Annotated in this window: 12 protein-coding genes and 1 pseudogene; 7 read left to right on the forward strand and 6 right to left on the reverse strand. The window is 71.3% G+C overall.

Annotation, left to right across the window (positions count from 1 at the left end; all coding sequences use genetic code 11):
• Nucleotides 1-59 precede the first annotated feature (59 nt).
• The 5 genes from IE275_RS31870 to IE275_RS31895 all read left to right on the forward strand — a co-directional run bounded on the left by IE275_RS31870 (nucleotide 60) and on the right by IE275_RS31895 (nucleotide 5,240).
• Nucleotides 60-1,394, forward strand: coding sequence for a sulfate adenylyltransferase subunit 1 (locus tag IE275_RS31870; RefSeq protein ID WP_189715586.1), 1,335 nt, complete (start codon nucleotides 60-62; stop codon nucleotides 1,392-1,394).
• 236 nt (nucleotides 1,395-1,630) lie between these two features.
• Nucleotides 1,631-2,752 carry an aliphatic sulfonate ABC transporter substrate-binding protein gene (locus tag IE275_RS31880; RefSeq protein ID WP_189715588.1) on the forward strand — a complete coding sequence of 374 codons (1,122 nt, stop codon included), beginning with the start codon at nucleotides 1,631-1,633 and terminating at the stop codon, nucleotides 2,750-2,752.
• A 36-nt stretch (nucleotides 2,753-2,788) separates the two neighbouring features.
• Nucleotides 2,789-3,574: an ABC transporter ATP-binding protein gene (locus tag IE275_RS31885; protein ID WP_189715589.1), complete on the forward strand. Its 786-nt coding sequence runs from the start codon at nucleotides 2,789-2,791 to the stop codon at nucleotides 3,572-3,574.
• Complete coding sequence (locus tag IE275_RS31890; RefSeq protein WP_189715590.1) at nucleotides 3,561-4,466, forward strand: ABC transporter permease; 906 nt, start codon at nucleotides 3,561-3,563, stop codon at nucleotides 4,464-4,466. Before IE275_RS31885 ends, IE275_RS31890 begins: the two co-directional genes overlap by 14 nt.
• Before the next feature lie 9 nt (nucleotides 4,467-4,475).
• Nucleotides 4,476-5,240: a sirohydrochlorin chelatase gene (locus IE275_RS31895; protein WP_189715591.1), complete on the forward strand. Its 765-nt coding sequence runs from the start codon at nucleotides 4,476-4,478 to the stop codon at nucleotides 5,238-5,240.
• Nucleotides 5,241-5,321: 81 nt separating this feature from the next.
• Here the strand turns inward: IE275_RS31895 and IE275_RS31900 are convergent, their stop codons facing one another.
• Complete coding sequence (locus IE275_RS31900; RefSeq protein WP_189715593.1) at nucleotides 5,322-6,338, reverse strand: ketopantoate reductase family protein; 1,017 nt, start codon at nucleotides 6,336-6,338, stop codon at nucleotides 5,322-5,324.
• 122 nt (nucleotides 6,339-6,460) lie between these two features.
• Between IE275_RS31900 and IE275_RS31905 the strand changes: the two genes are divergently transcribed.
• Complete coding sequence (locus IE275_RS31905; RefSeq protein WP_189715595.1) at nucleotides 6,461-7,360, forward strand: transglutaminase domain-containing protein; 900 nt, start codon at nucleotides 6,461-6,463, stop codon at nucleotides 7,358-7,360.
• On the opposite strand, the gene IE275_RS31910 is transcribed toward IE275_RS31905, so the two are convergent.
• A complete protein-coding gene (locus IE275_RS31910; protein ID WP_189715597.1) occupies nucleotides 7,335-7,880 on the reverse strand; it encodes a DUF1697 domain-containing protein in 546 nt (181 codons plus the stop codon). The genes IE275_RS31905 and IE275_RS31910 overlap by 26 nt on opposite strands.
• Before the next feature lie 213 nt (nucleotides 7,881-8,093).
• Between IE275_RS31910 and IE275_RS31915 the strand changes: the two genes are divergently transcribed.
• Complete coding sequence (locus tag IE275_RS31915) at nucleotides 8,094-10,340, forward strand: MMPL family transporter (protein WP_189715598.1); 2,247 nt, start codon at nucleotides 8,094-8,096, stop codon at nucleotides 10,338-10,340.
• Between the two features lie 88 nt (nucleotides 10,341-10,428).
• Here the strand turns inward: IE275_RS31915 and mgt are convergent.
• The 4 genes and pseudogenes from mgt to IE275_RS31935 all read right to left on the reverse strand — a co-directional run bounded on the left by mgt (nucleotide 10,429) and on the right by IE275_RS31935 (nucleotide 14,752).
• Nucleotides 10,429-11,710 (reverse strand): annotated as a pseudogene (mgt, locus tag IE275_RS31920) (macrolide-inactivating glycosyltransferase).
• On the reverse strand, nucleotides 11,710-12,987 hold the full coding sequence (locus IE275_RS31925; protein WP_189715602.1) for an ABC transporter substrate-binding protein: 1,278 nt from the start codon (nucleotides 12,985-12,987) through the stop codon (nucleotides 11,710-11,712). The pseudogene mgt and the gene IE275_RS31925 overlap by 1 nt, the downstream one beginning before the upstream one ends.
• Complete coding sequence (locus tag IE275_RS31930; protein WP_189715604.1) at nucleotides 12,987-13,820, reverse strand: carbohydrate ABC transporter permease; 834 nt, start codon at nucleotides 13,818-13,820, stop codon at nucleotides 12,987-12,989. Before IE275_RS31930 ends, IE275_RS31925 begins: the two co-directional genes overlap by 1 nt.
• Nucleotides 13,817-14,752 carry a carbohydrate ABC transporter permease gene (locus IE275_RS31935; RefSeq protein WP_189715606.1) on the reverse strand — a complete coding sequence of 312 codons (936 nt, stop codon included), beginning with the start codon at nucleotides 14,750-14,752 and terminating at the stop codon, nucleotides 13,817-13,819. Before IE275_RS31935 ends, IE275_RS31930 begins: the two co-directional genes overlap by 4 nt.
• Between the last annotated feature and the right edge of the window lie 39 nt (nucleotides 14,753-14,791).

Consider the following 14,791-nt stretch of genomic DNA (forward strand, 5'->3'; position numbering starts at 1 on the left):
GACGACAAACTCTCCGAAGCCGCGATGGAAGACCGCAAGCGCGAGGGGTACTTCTAAGCATGAGCACGATCACCGCCGAGGAACTCTCGGCCACGACCCTCCTGCGGTTCGCCACCGCCGGCTCCGTCGACGACGGCAAGTCCACGCTCGTCGGACGGCTCCTGCACGACTCCAAATCGGTCCTCACCGACCAGCTGGAAGCCGTCGAACGCGTCTCGGCGAGCCGCGGCCAGGAAGGCCCCGACCTCGCCCTCCTCACCGACGGACTGCGCGCCGAACGCGAGCAGGGCATCACCATCGACGTCGCCTACCGCTACTTCGCCACCCCCCGCCGCCGCTTCATCCTCGCCGACACCCCCGGCCACGTGCAGTACACCCGCAACATGGTCACCGGCGCCTCCACCGCCGAACTGACCGTGGTCCTGGTCGACGCGCGCAACGGAGTCGTCGAGCAGACCCGCCGGCACGCGGCGATCGCGGCCCTGCTGCGGGTCCCGCACGTCGTCCTCGCGGTGAACAAGATGGACCTGGTCGACTACCGGGAATCGGTGTTCGCCGCGATCGCCGAGGAGTTCACGGCGTACGCGCTGGAGCTGGGCGTCCCGGAGGTCACCGCGATCCCGATCTCCGCGCTCGCCGGTGACAACGTCGTGGAGCCGTCCGCGAACATGGACTGGTACGGCGGCCCGACCGTCCTGGAACACCTCGAAACCGTTCCCGTGAGCCATGACCTGGCGCACTGCCACGCCCGGCTGCCCGTGCAGTACGTGATCCGGCCGCAGACCACCGAGCACCCCGACTACCGGGGCTACGCCGGCCAGATCGCCGCCGGCACCTTCCGCGTCGGCGACGCCGTGACGGTCCTGCCGTCGGGGCGTACGACGACGATCTCCGGGATCGACCTGCTGGGCGAGCCGGTCGACGCGGCGTGGACGACGCAGTCGGTGACCGTGCTGCTGACGGACGACATCGACGTCTCGCGCGGCGACCTGATCGTGCCCAGCAAGGACGCGCCGGCCACCACGCAGGACGTCGAGGCCACCGTGTGCCACGTCGCCGACCAGCCGCTGGCCGTCGGGCACCGGGTGCTGATCAAGCACGGCACCCGCACGGTCAAGGCGATCGTCAAGGACATCCCGTCCCGTCTCACGCTCGACGACCTGTCCCTGCACCCGCACCCGGGACAGCTCGTCGCCAACGACATCGGCCGGGTGAAGATCCGCACCGCGGAACCGCTTCCGGTGGACGCCTACGCGGACTCGCGCCGTACGGGCTCGTTCATCCTGATCGACCCGGCCGACGGCACCACGCTCACCGCGGGCATGGTCGGCGAGTCGTTCGCGTCCCCGGAGCCGGTCAAGGACGAGTCCGACGAAGACGGCTGGGACTTCTGAGACATGACTCCGACCGATTTCTACGCGACGTTCGCGAAGGAGGGCGGCCGCGTCGGCAGCGGCGCCCTCGGCAGCGGGCAGGGCGGGGTGGCCCGATGTGCGCTCTGACGTACGCGCACTGCCTGCGCGCCCCGTCCCCCCACCCGACGTCCCGGAAGCGACGAAGACCTTCTGCCGATTTCCCGGCCACGACCTGAAAGACCGTGACCGCCGGGCCAACGAGAGGAACCCCTCCCGTGCCTGCCAACAGCGCAGCCCGTTCCCGCTTTCTTCGCCGCGGCATCGCCGCCGTGGCCGCTCTGCCCCTGCTGACCCTCGCCGCCTGCGGCTACGGTTCCGACGCCAAGGACGACTCGTCCGGCCAGAAGGTCGCCGCCGGTGCGGAGAAGATCGACGGACTCGACTCCGTCAAGATCGGCTACTTCGGCAACCTGACCCATGGCACCGCCCTCGTCGGGGTGAACAAGGGTTACTTCCAGAAGGAGCTCGGCGCCACCAAGGCGGCGTACCAGGTCTTCAACGCCGGCCCGTCCGAGATCGAGGCGCTGAACTCCGGTTCCATCGACATCGGCTGGATCGGCCCCTCCCCGTCGATCAACGGCTACACCAAGTCCGCGGGCAAGAACCTGCGCATCATCGGCGGTTCGGCGTCCGGCGGTGTGAAGCTGGTGGTCAACCCGGACAAGATCAAGTCCGTGAAGGACGTCAAGGGCAAGAAGATCGCCACCCCGCAGCTGGGCAACACGCAGGACGTGGCGCTGCTCAACTGGATCTCCGAGCAGGGCTGGAAGGTCGACGCGGAGAGCGGCAAGGGTGACGTCTCCGTCATCCGCACGGACAACAAGGTCACCCCGGACGCCTACAAGTCCGGTTCCATCGACGGCGCCTGGGTGCCGGAGCCGACCGCGTCCAAGCTGGTCGCCGAGGGCGCCAAGGTGCTGCTGGACGAGTCCGACCTGTGGCCCGACAAGAAGTTCGTGATCACGAACATCATCGTGTCGCAGAAGTTCCTCACGGAGCACCCGAAGGCCGTCGAGGCGGTGCTGAAGGCGTCGGTCGAGGCGAACAAGTTCATCAACGCCAACCCCGACGAGGCGAAGGCCGCGGCGAACGCGCAGCTGAAGGTGGACTCCGGCAAGGAGCTGCCCGCGGACGTCCTGGACCCGGCCTGGAAGTCGATCCAGTTCACCAACGACCCGCTGGCCTCCACGCTGAACAGCGAGGCCGAGCACGCGGTGAAGGCCGGTCTGCTGGAGGACCCGCTGCTGAAGGGCATCTACGACCTCACCCTGCTCAACAAGGTCCTCACGGCCGCGGGCGAGAGCACGGTCGCCGACGCCGGTCTCGGCGCCAAGTAACCCCAGAGTCCGAAGAGTTCCCAGGAGGTGACGACCATGGCCACCACCCTCGCCAAGGCCGACGGTGCCGAGACGGTGGAGCACGCCGCCCGCATCGAGCACGTCTCGAAGTCCTTCGCCGGGCCCGCCGGACAGCAGCTCGTCCTGGACGACATCACGCTCGATGTCGCGCCGGGAGAGTTCGTCACCCTCCTGGGGGCCTCCGGCTGTGGCAAGTCCACACTGCTGAACCTGGTGGCGGGTCTCGACGACCCGTCCTCGGGCAGCATCACGACCGACGGGCGTCCGGCTCTGATGTTCCAGGAGCACGCCCTGTTCCCGTGGCTGACCGCGGGCAAGAACATCGAACTCGCCCTGAAACTGGGGGGAGTTCCGAAGAGCGACCGGCGCGAGAGGGCCGAGCGGCTGCTCGAGCTGGTGCGGCTGAAGGGTTCGTACGGCAAGCGCGTCCACGAGCTCTCCGGCGGTATGCGCCAGCGGGTCGCGCTGGCGCGGGCCCTCGCGCAGGACGCCCGGCTGCTGCTGATGGACGAGCCGTTCGCGGCACTGGACGCGATCACGCGTGATGTGCTGCACGACGAGCTGACCCGGATCTGGAAGGAGACCGGGGTGTCCGTCCTGTTCGTCACGCACAACGTGCGGGAGGCGGTGCGCCTCGCGCAGCGCGTCATCCTGCTGTCCTCCCGGCCGGGCCGGGTGGCGCGCGAGTGGACGGTCGGCATTCCGCAGCCGCGCCGCATCGAGGACGCCCCCGTCGCCGAACTGTCCCTGGAGATCACCGAAGTCCTGCGTGGGGAGATCCGCCGTCATGGCCAGCACTGAGACGAAGACGACGGACGCCGGCGCCGGGGGCGACCAGCAGATCGCCTCGGTGGAGGCGGGCCTGGACGCGCTGGAGAGCGGTGTCGTCGGCCGTACGTCCTTCCGGCAGACCTTCGTCAACAAGATCCTGCCGCCGATCGTCGCGATCGCCGTCGTGATCGTGGTCTGGCAGGCCCTGATCACGTTCAACATCGTCGACGATCCGGGCAAGCTGCCCTCGCCCTCCGACGTCGGGGACGAGTTCAAGGAGGCCTGGCTGGAGGGCAGGCTTCTCGAGTACATCTGGACCAGCGTCTCGCGCGGTCTGCTCGGCTTCCTGTTCGCGCTGGCCATCGGTACCCCGCTGGGTCTGCTGGTGGCGCGGGTGAAGTTCGTGCGCGCCGCGATCGGCCCGATCCTGTCCGGCCTCCAGTCGCTGCCGTCGGTGGCGTGGGTGCCGCCGGCCGTGCTGTGGCTGGGCCTGAACAACTCGATGATGTACGCGGTCATCCTGCTGGGCGCGGTGCCGTCCATCGCCAACGGTCTCGTCTCCGGCATCGACCAGGTGCCGCCGCTGTTCCTGCGGGCGGGCCGCACGATGGGCGCCACCGGCCTCAAGGGTGCCTGGCACATCGTCCTGCCGGCCGCGCTGCCGGGCTACCTGGCGGGCGTGAAGCAGGGCTGGGCGTTCTCCTGGCGCTCGCTGATGGCGGCGGAGATCATCGCCTCCTCGCCGGACCTCGGCATCGGCCTGGGCGCGCTGCTGGAGAACGGCCGCAACGCCAGCTCGATGTCCATGGTGTTCGAGGCCATCATCCTGATCCTGTTCGTCGGCATCGCCATCGACCTGCTGATCTTCAGCCCGCTGGAGCGGCGGGTGCTGCGCAGCCGCGGTCTGCTGGTGAAGAGCTGAGGCCGTCCCATGCACCGGAAACCCGTTCTGCTCGTCATCGCCCACGGCAGCCGTGATCCGCGGCACGCCGCGACCGTCCACGCCCTCGTCCGGCGGGTACGGTCGCTGCGGCCGGGGCTGCGGGTGGAGACCGGTTTCCTGGATTTCACCCTCCCGTCCGTGCACGGGGTGCTGGAGTCGCTGGCGGCGGAGGGCGTCCGTGACGTGGTCGCCCTTCCGCTGCTGCTGACCCGGGCGTTCCACGCCAAGGCGGACATCCCGGCGGTCCTGCGGGACGCGCCGCCGCGGCTGCGGATCCGGCAGGCCGAGGTGCTGGGCCCGTCCCCGCTGCTGCTGTCCGCCCTGGAACGGCGGTTGTACGAGGCGGGGCTGACGCCCGCCGACAAGTCCTCGACCGGGGTCGTCCTGGCCTCGGCGGGGTCCACCGACCCGGAGGCGATCGCGGTGATCGCAGAAATCGCGCGGGAGTGGCGGCACACCGGCTGGTGCGCCGTGCGGCCCGCGTTCGCCTCCGCTGGTTCTCCCGCGGGGTTCTCACGCACCGAGGACGCGGTGCGCGCGTTGCGGGCGCTGGGCTGTGCCCGGGTCGCCGTCGCCCCGTACGTCCTGGCCCCCGGCTTCCTGCCGGACCGTATCGCGCGGGGCGCCGCCGAGGCGGACGTCCTGGCCGAGGTGCTGGGCCCGGCACCCGAGGTGGCACGGCTGCTGCTGGAGCGGTACGACGAGGCCCGGATCGCTCCCGGTCTGTCGGCGTTGGCCGCGGTGGGGGCCTGAGGGTTTCGTCCCGTCCGTCGAAGCGGGCGTCGGTGGTGTCGCCGACGCCCTTCCTCCCGTGACCGCTTCGCCGCCGTGCCGTCAGCCGGCCGCCGCCTCCGCCTCCTCGGCCAGCCGGACCAGCTCCGCCACCGGCAGGGAGCCGGGCACCCTGCGTTCGCGGGCGAACGTGTTGGCGAGGTGCTGGAGGAGTTCGTTCAGCGGGGTCGGTACGCCGTGCAGGCGGCCGAGGAGGGCGATCTCGCCGTTGAGGTAGTCGGCCTCGATGGTGCCGACGCCCCGGCTGAGGGACTGCCAGGACGAGCCGCCGCCGCGCGGGGCGCCGTCGAGCGGGACGAGCGTGACCTTGTCGCCGCGGACCGCCCGCTGTTCCTCGGCGCTCACGTACCCGATCCCGGCCGCGTCGAGCGCGGCCGTGCCCTCCGCCCGCACCCGCGCGAGCAGCGCCTCGGCCACCGGGCCGTCGACCGGTCCGCTCACCGCCTCCACGGCGTTTCCGAGGTTGGACAGCAGCTTCGCGTACTGCCAGCGCGCCACGTCCGGGACGACCGGGGCCTCGAAGTGCGCCTTCTCCAGGTCGGCGGCGATCCGGCGGACGGTGTCGTCGGTGCCGTGCGGATGGCGGCCCAGGTGCAGGATGCCGGTGAGCGGGGCACAGGGAGCGGAGACGACGCCGGCCTCCACATGGGTGGAGGGCAGCCAGACGCAGACGCCGTACACCTGGCGGAAGCGGCGCAGGGCGAGGCGCCTGCTCTCCACGCCGTTCTGCGCGCAGAGCAGCGGCAGCCGCTCGGCCGCCGTGCCGCCGCCCTCGACAGGGGCCGGACCCCAGGTCTGGAGCGCCGCCTCGCTGTCCTGTGTCTTGACGGCGAGGACGAGGACGTCGTCGGCGCGCAGCGGGCCCAGTTCGCCGGGGCCCGCCACCACGGGCAGGCGCAGGGTCAGTTCGCCCTCCGGCACCCGCAGGCGCAGTCCGCCCTCCGCGAGCGCCGCCCGGTGCGGGCCACGCCCGACCAGCACGACCTCCTGCCCGGCCTCCGCCAGCCGTCCCCCGACGGCACCGCCGACCGCCCCTGCCCCGATGATGATGTAGCGCATGGGACGAGCCTCGCACACGCGGGTGTCTGCTCCCCGGCCGGTCGGGAGATCGCGGAGGGCTCGCCCGGGACCTAGGCCACCGGGTTGACCTTCCCCCAGGGGCAAGGCCGAGGGTGCGCCGCATGGACGACTTCCACCTCAGGTACCTGAAGCAGACGCCCTACAGCGACCCCGGCGACTCTGGCGGCCTCGGCCTGCGCGCCGGCACCCTCCCCCGCGACCCGGGCCGACTGGCCCGCGTCGTACGTGATCTGATCATCCATCGGGGCGAGGGCGGACGCTTCGGTCATGTCATCCCGGAGCAACGGCTGCGCGACGACGCCGAGTCGCGGTACGTCGGCGAGCTGCTGCGCATCCTGCGCGCCCGCTCGGACAGGCCGCTCACCGAACCGCGGCCGCCCGAGGAGCGGTTCGTCGGCACCTGCCGGGACTTCGCGCTGCTGCACTGCTCGTTGCTGCGGGCCACGGGCACGCCGGCCCGGATCCGCTGCGGTTTCGCAACCTACTTCGACGAGGGCTTCCACGCCGACCACTGGGTGACCGAGTACCTGGCCCCGGACGGGAGTCGGCGGCTGGCCGACCCGCAGGTCCACCACGGGTACGACGTGCCCTTCGACCCGATGGACGTGCCGGGCGACGCGTTCCTGCGGGCCGTCGAGGCCTGGCGGATGTGCCGGGAGGGCCGGGCCGACCCGGAGTCGTTCGGGGTGCGGGACCTCAACGGGATCGGGGGTCTGACGTACACGGGCCTGTGGTTCGTGCGTGCCGGTGTGCGCAGGGACCTGGCCGCACTCAACGGGGTCGAGGTGCTGCCCTGGGACGACTGGGGCCGGGCGGTCCTGGACGACGGCTCGCTCACCGGGGAGGATCTCGCCGTGATCGACGTGGTCGCCGCGGCCTCGGGCGAGGACGAGCTGCGCCGGCTGTACGAGGATCCCCGGCTGGCCGTGCCGGACGAGATCACCTCGTACACCACCTACGACGGCGTCCGGCGGGTCACTCTGTCAGCTCGACGAGCTTGACCACGGTGTTCCAGTTGCGGGTGGTGGCGATCAGGCCCTTGGTCAGCCGGGGCCGGGCGAGCTGCTCGGCGAGCTTGGAGCGGCCCAGGCCGTCGGGGGCGTACAGGTAGAGGGCGCGGTCGCCGAGGCGGAACTCCTCGGGGAGGAAGGCCTCCTGGTCGATCTCCGCGAAGCGCTCCGCCTCGGCGGGCGCCGAGAAGTAGGTGACGTGGAGCTGCTTGGCCTCCAGTTCGGCGGCCGGGAACGGACAGGCCTCGACGATCGCCCTCAGATAGGCGTGGCCGCGCACCAGCACGTCGACCCCGAAGCCGAAATGCCGCTCGATCGCCTCCCCCAGCTCGGCGGCGAGGCTGTCCTCGTCGCCGTGCGCGCAGGAGAAGACGGCCTGGCCGCTCTGGAGGTACGTGCGGACGTCGTCGTAGCCGGTCTCCTCCAGGAGAGCGCGCAGCTCGGCCATCGGGATCTTGCGGTTGCCGCCCACGTTGATACCGCGCAGCAAGGCCGCGTACATCGTCGCCATACGCCCCACCCTAAGGCGGCCGCCCCCGAGATCGCCGGATAGATGTAAGGGGCCACGTCCTCCCCTGCGGTGAGAGAGGGCGCTCCGAGCGGAGGACTCGGCCGTCGGGTACTTCACCGGGCAGTACGACGAGATGGCCTTATCCGGGCCATACCTTCGAAACGAAAGGTGGCGGCAGGGGGCTGTCACCGCTCACGAGGGGGCACGCCCATCATGGGGAACCAAGACACGCGGGTACGGGGCCTGGCGGCCCGGGCCGGCGGCTGGAGCGCACGCCACCGATGGGCTGCCGTCGGCATCTGGGTCCTGTTCGTCGTCCTGGCCATGGGGATCGGCTCGGCGGCGGGCACGGTCGAGGTCAAGGAGAGCGACCAGCTCAAGGGCGAGACGCACACGGCCGCCAGGATCATCGAGGACGCCGGGATCGAGGAGCCGGCCAGTGAGACGGTCCTCGTCCAGTCGAAGGACGGCTCCGTCAAGGCCACGGACCCCGAGTTCCGGGACGCCGTCGCCGCGGTCGTCGCGGCGGTCGACGCGACCGGCAAGGTCACGGACGTCAGCTCGCCGTACGACACGCAGACCATCTCGAAGGACGGCCACAGCGCGCTGGTGCAGTTCGACATGCGCGGCGAGTCGGACACCGCGGGCGAGCGGGTCGAGCCGGTGCTGAAGGCCGTCGAGGGGGTTCAGAAGGACCACGCGTCGCTGCGGATCGAGGAGATCGGCGGCGCCAGCATGATGAAGACGTTCGACGACGCGTTCGGCGACGACTTCCAGCAGGCCGAGTACTCCGCGGTGCCGGTGGCCCTGGGCATCCTGCTGATCGCCTTCGGCGCGCTGGTCGCGGCCCTGGTGCCGGTGGCGCTCGCGATCACCGCGATCATGGCGACGATGGGCCTGATGAGCATCGTCAGCCACTTCCAGCCGATGGACGACACCGCCAGCTCGGTGATGCTGCTCGTGGGTCTGGCCGTGGGCGTCGACTACTGCCTGTTCTACCTGCGCCGCGAGCGCGAGGAGCGGGCGGCGGGACGGGACCCGGAGACCGCTCTGCGGATCGCCGCCGCGACCAGCGGCCGGGCCGTGATCGTCTCCGGTGTCACGGTGTGCGTGGCGATGGCGGGCATGCTGTTCACCGGGCTCGCCACGTTCGAGGCGATGGGTCTGGCCTCCCTGATGGTGGTGGCGGTCGCCATGGTCGGCTCGGTGACCGTGCTTCCGGCGCTGCTGTCGCTGCTCGGTGAGCGCGTGGAGAAGGGGCGGATACCGTTCCTGCGTCGCAGCCGCAAGAACGGCAACGGGGAGAGCCGCTTCTGGTCGGCCGTCCTGAAGGGCGTCCTCGCCCGGCCGCTCGTCTCGGTCCTGGTGGCGGCCGGAGCGCTGCTCGCCATCGCCGCTCCCGCGGTCGGCATGAAGACCCAGAACCTCACCCTGGACCAGGAGTTCGGCGACTCGCTGCCCATCGTGCAGACCTACAACCGGGTCAACGAGGCGTTCCCGGGCGGCTCCGAGCCGGCCGAGATGGTCGTCAAGGCGGACGACATCAACGCCGCCGACGTCCGCGGCGCGCTCGCGCAGTTCAAGGAGCAGGCGGTCAGCTCGGGTGCCTCGCGCGGCCCGGTCGAGATCAAGATGCACGACGCGCAGAACATCGCCTATGTGTATGTGCCGCTGGTCGGTGGCTCCGACCTGGACAAGGCGGGCGAGAGCCTGACCAAGCTGCGCGACGAGGTGCGGCCCGCCACGCTCGGCAAGGTCGACGGCGTCCAGGCGCCGATCACCGGGCAGGTGGCCGGTTCGCAGGACTTCAACGACCAGCTGGCCGGAGCGGTCGCCCCGGTCTTCGCGTTCGTCGTGGTCTTCGCCTTCGCGCTGATGCTGCTGTCGTTCCGCTCGCTGACGGTCGCGATCACCTCGATCGTGCTCAACCTGCTGTCGGTGGGCGCCGCGTACGGCATCCTCGTCGCCGTCTTCCAGCACGGCTGGGGTGCCTCGCTGGTGGGTGCGGAGGGCGTCGGCGCCATCATCACCTGGCTGCCGCTGTTCCTCTTCGTGATCCTGTTCGGCCTGTCGATGGACTACCACGTGTTCGTGGTCTCCCGGATCCGTGAGGCGCGGCTGCGGGGGCGGAGCACGAACGACGCCATCAAGCACGGGGTCGTCACCACGGCCGGAGTCGTGACCAGCGCGGCCGTCATCATGGTCGCCGTCTTCGCGATCTTCGGAACGCTGTCCATGCAGTCCATGAAGCAGATGGGTGTGGGCCTGGCGGCCGCGGTGCTGATCGACGCGACGATCATCCGGGGCGTGCTGCTCCCGGCGGTGATGGCGCTGCTGGGTGAGCGCAACTGGTACCTGCCGTCGTGGCTGCGCTGGCTGCCCGACCTCACGCACGACGAGTCGCCGGAGGCGGTCGCACCGGCGGCGCGGGACGACGAGGGCGAGCGGGTCGGCGTCTGACACGTCCGGCACCGCTGTCGAAAGAGAGGGCCCGTCGACCTCCCGGGGGAGTCGACGGGCCCTCTCCGTCGTGCACGGGCGCAGCGGCCTACCTGCGCGGCAGTTCCGCCTCGATGAGGTCGGCCGCCCGGCGGGTGCCGCCCTCTTCGGCCATCTCCGCGCGGATGCCCTTCAGCCGACGGGCCGCCTCCGGGTCGTCGACGAGGGCGAGGGCGGCCGCCCGCAGCGCCTCGGCGGTCGCGTCCTGGGTGTCCAGCCGTCGGGCGACCCCGAGGCCGACCAGCATGTCCGCGTTGCCGAACTGGTCCACGGCCTGCGGTACGGCGATCATCGGGGTGGCGGTGGCCAGTCCCTCCTGACTGCCGCCGGCGCCGGCGTGGGTGACGAACAGGTCGGCCTGCTTCAGGATCGCCAACTGCGGTACCCAGGAACGTACTTCGACGTTCTCCGGTACGTTGCCCAGGTCGGCGGGACCGACATGCCGGCCGGTCTGGAGCACCAGGTGCCAGCCGGGCAGGTCACCGAAGGCGCGCACGCACTCCCGGTAGAAGTCCGGCTGCCTGGTGTAGGCCGAACCCAGGGAGACCAGGACGACCTTCTCGGCGCCGGCCGGCCGTGTCCACTCCCCCTCGGCGGCACGGTCGCCCTGGCAGGCGCCGACGAAGCTGTGGACGGTCTCGTCGACCCGGTCGGCGTGCGGTTGCAGCGCCCTGGGGATCAGGACGATCGACCGGTCGGGCCGGCCGGCGAACGGATCGGGGTGCAGGGTGATGCCGTTCTCCTCCAGCCAGGCGTGGAAACGGGCGTAGTAGGCCTTTCCCCGGGCGGTCTCCCTCGGCTCCGCCCACAGCGGTTCGGCGACCTCCTTCTCGTAGCCCTCCCAGGCGACGAGGTTGGGCGAGAGGGAGACCGCGGGCACGCGCCAGCGGTGGGCGAGGACGCGGGCCGGGTAGGAGGCGATGTCGTGCAGGACGAGGTCGGGCTCGTCCCCGTCGTACGCGTCGATCAGCTGGGGCAGGGCCTGGATCGCGTCGGCCAGGAAGGGTTCGACGTTGTCGAGGAGGGTGGTGCCCCAGGCGGCCGGATCGTCGTCGGGCGAGGGCAGGGTGGAGTGCCACGGTTTCACCTCGGCACCGGTGGCGGCGACCTTCTCGGCGAACACGGGCGGGACGGCGTAGGTGACGCGGTGCCCGCGTGCGACGAGTTCGCGGATCACCTCCAGGCTGGGGTTCACGTGGCCGTGGGCGGCGATGGAGAACATGGCGATGTGAGCGGGACTGGTCATGCCGTCGAGCCTAAGCGAGACGAGACGTCTCGTACAACCGCTTTTGGCCGGAGCGGGCGGGCGCCTGCGCACAGGGGTCGGGAATCAGCGCTGGTAGCGCGCGAGCACCAGGTTTCCGTCTCGCTCCAGCCGGGTGCGCAGCTCGTCCAGGTCGATCGCGCCGCTGTAGTACTCCTGGAAGGCGGGGGTGGCCACCTTGTCCTTCCACTCCGGGTAACCGCGCACCGACTGGGCGGGCGCCGGGCGCAGGTGCGCGGCGAGGGCGGTGCCGGTGGCCCAGTCGTTCTCGGCCGTGTGCAGGGCGGGGTCCTTCAGCGCCTCGGTGCCGGTGGGCAGCATCCAGTCGCCGAGCGCCAGCCGGACCATGTTCGGCGGCCGGAGCAGGAAGTCGACGAAGGCGACGGCCTCCTTCTTGTGCGGGCTGTCCTCGGCGACGGACAGCGTCTGCGGACTGACGCCCTGGGCGAGCCCGTCGGCGCCGGCCGGGGCGGGCAGCACCTGCCAGTCGAAGCCCTCGGGCGCCTGCTGGACGATCTGCTGGCGGTAGGAGAAGCCGAGCGGGACCATCGCGTACCTCCCGCCGAAGAAGCCCGGCAGGGTGTCCGATCCGCCGCTGCCCAGGGTGGTGGGCGAGGCACTGCGGTCGGTGCCGACCTGGTCCCGGACGGTGCGCGGGACGACCTCGTCGCCGGCCTCGAAGCGGACGGTCACCTTGCCGTCGGCGCCGCGGTGGAACAGCCGGCCGCCCGAGGACAGGGACAGGTTGAGGGTGGCGGAGACCGGGTCCTTCAGCGGCCAGGCGATGCCGTACTTCCCGTCGCCGCTCAGCTGCCGGGTGACCGCCGCGAACTCCGGCCAGGTCCAGGGGTGTTCGGGCGTCGGGATCCGCACCCCGGAGCGTTTGAGCCGGGTCGCGTCGGCGATCAGGACCCGTGGTTCCTGGAGGAACGGCACGCCGTAGATCCCGTCGCCGAAGGTCGTCGTCCGCCAGCTGTGGGGCGGGATGTCGGAGGTGAGGCGGTCCGGCAGGAGGCCGGTCAGGTCGGCGAGGTAGCCGCCGTAGGCGAAGTCGGCGAGGTCGTCGGAGGCGTCGTGGATGACGTCCGGGGCCTCACCGCCCTCGAAGGAGGTGAGCAGCTGGTCGTGGACGCTGTCCCAGCTCCCCTGCACGTACTCGACCTTGACGTCCGGGTGGGTCGCGTTCCACTCCTCCACCAGGTCCTTGTTGGCCGCGACGGACTCCTCCTGCCAGGCCAGGGACTGGAACCGGAGCGTGATCCGGTCGTCGTCGCGTGTCCCTCCGCCCGAGGAGCAGCCGGCGACGAGCAGCAGAAGCACCGCACACACCCATCGGCTCCGCATCAGCTCTTCACCGCCCCGGTGAGCATCCCGCCCGTGATCCGGCGCTGGATGACCGCGAAGACGACCAGCGAGGGGAGCGTGGCGAGGAAGGCGGCGGCGGCCAGCGGCCCCAGGTCGGCCACGCCCTCCGCCCCGATGAAGTGGGTGAGGACGACCGGCAGCGTCTGTTTCCCGGGCGTCTTCAGCAGCACCAGCGCGAAGAAGAACTCGTTCCACGCGGTGATGAAGGCGAACAGCGCGGTCGCGACGATCCCCGGCGCCAGCAGCGGTGCCGTCACCGACACCAGGGTGCGCAGCCGCCCTGCGCCGTCGATCGCCGCCGCCTCCTCCAGCTCCACGGGCACGGCCCGGACGTACCCGGTGAGCATCCACAGGGCGAACGGCAGCGCCCACACCACATAGACCAGGACCAGCCCCGGAAGGGAGTCGATCAGCCGCAGGTTCTTCAGCACCAGGAACAGCGGGATGATCACCAGCACGAACGGGAACGCCTGGCTGACCACCACCCAGCCGGTGGCGGCGCGGGCGAGCAGGGTGCGCCGCCGGGCCATGACGTACGCCATCGGCGTGGCGACGGCCACGGCGATCACGGCGGCGCCGAGCGCGGCGAGCAGGGAGTTGAACGCGGCCCGCAGGAGGGGCTGTTCGTCGAAGGCCTGGCGGAAGTTGGCGAGGGTGGGGCCCTCGGGGATCCAGGTGGGGTGCAGGCTGCCCAGTTCGCGGGGCGGCTTGAAGGCGGTGGACAGCAGCCACAGGAGCGGGAAGGCGAGGAAGACGAGGTAGGCGAGCAGCGCGGCGTACTGGCCGGCCCGGGCCGCGGGACGGGTCCTCATGTGTCGTCGCCTCCCCTGAGCCGGCCCACCAGGAAGAGGGCCAGGAACACCGAGATCACCGCGACCATCACGCAGCCCATGGCGGCCGCGTAGCCGAACTGGCCGTAACGGAAGGCCTCTTCGTAGGCGAAGAGCATGGGCAGCCAGGTGCGGCCGCCGGGTCCGCCGCCGGTGAGCACGTAGACCAGGGCGAAGGAGTTGAAGTTCCAGATGAAGTTCAGGGCGGTGATCGCGAGGGCGATGGGCTTCAGGGCGGGCCAGGTGACCGTGCGGAAGCGGCGCCAGGCGCCCGCGCCGTCGACGGCGGCGGCCTCGTGGAGTTCGCGCGGGGTGTTCTGGAGGCCGGCGAGCAGGGTGACCGTCGTCTGCGGCAGGCCCGCCCACACGCCGACGACGATCACCGCGGGCAGGGCGGTCGCCAACCCGCTGAGCCAGTCCCGGCCGTCGCCCAGGCCCAGGTCGCGGAAGGTCTCGTTGAGGATGCCGGCGTCCGGGTGGTAGACGAGACGCCACATGATGCCGACGACGACCTCGGGCATCGCCCAGGGAACGATCGCGAGCACGCGGGCCAGCCGGCCCAGCCGGAGGTCCTGGTCGAGGAGCAGGGCCAGGCCGAGGCCGAGGAGAAACTGCGGGACGGTCACCCCGACCGCCCAGACCAGGCCGATCCGGAACGACTCCCAGAACAGGGTGTCGTGCAGGAGGTCCCGGAAGTTGAGGCCGCCGATCCACCGGGTGGGCGCGGTGCGGCCGGACTGGGCGTCGGTGAAGGCCAGCAGGATCCCGTACAGCAGCGGGCCGACGCTCAGCAGCAGGATGGGGATCAGCGCGGGCAGCACGAGGAACCAGGCGCCCCGGTCGGCGGTGGCGCGGGGTGGGCCGGTGGCGGGCGCGCGGCGGACGGTCCGTCTCCTTGCGGTCGCCGACGACACGAAACGGCCCCCTTCCCGCGACGGTGACGGGCCTGGCCA

It is taken from the genome of Streptomyces phaeofaciens, assembly GCF_014648915.1.
Taxonomy (GTDB): Bacteria; Actinomycetota; Actinomycetes; order Streptomycetales; family Streptomycetaceae; genus Streptomyces; species Streptomyces phaeofaciens.

Excerpts from the sequence above, each read along its gene's own strand:
- IE275_RS31870 (WP_189715586.1), top strand. The coding sequence starts at position 60 with ATGAGCACGATCACCGCCGAGGAACTCTCGGCCACGACCCTCCTGCGG.
- IE275_RS31885 (WP_189715589.1), top strand. The coding sequence starts at position 2,789 with ATGGCCACCACCCTCGCCAAGGCCGACGGTGCCGAGACGGTGGAGCAC.
- IE275_RS31890 (WP_189715590.1), top strand. The coding sequence starts at position 3,561 with ATGGCCAGCACTGAGACGAAGACGACGGACGCCGGCGCCGGGGGCGAC.
- IE275_RS31895 (WP_189715591.1), top strand. The coding sequence starts at position 4,476 with ATGCACCGGAAACCCGTTCTGCTCGTCATCGCCCACGGCAGCCGTGAT.
- IE275_RS31900 (WP_189715593.1), bottom strand. The coding sequence starts at position 6,338 with ATGCGCTACATCATCATCGGGGCAGGGGCGGTCGGCGGTGCCGTCGGG.
- IE275_RS31905 (WP_189715595.1), top strand. The coding sequence starts at position 6,461 with ATGGACGACTTCCACCTCAGGTACCTGAAGCAGACGCCCTACAGCGAC.
- IE275_RS31910 (WP_189715597.1), bottom strand. The coding sequence starts at position 7,880 with ATGGCGACGATGTACGCGGCCTTGCTGCGCGGTATCAACGTGGGCGGC.
- IE275_RS31915 (WP_189715598.1), top strand. The coding sequence starts at position 8,094 with ATGGGGAACCAAGACACGCGGGTACGGGGCCTGGCGGCCCGGGCCGGC.
- IE275_RS31925 (WP_189715602.1), bottom strand. The coding sequence starts at position 12,987 with ATGCGGAGCCGATGGGTGTGTGCGGTGCTTCTGCTGCTCGTCGCCGGC.
- IE275_RS31930 (WP_189715604.1), bottom strand. The coding sequence starts at position 13,820 with ATGAGGACCCGTCCCGCGGCCCGGGCCGGCCAGTACGCCGCGCTGCTC.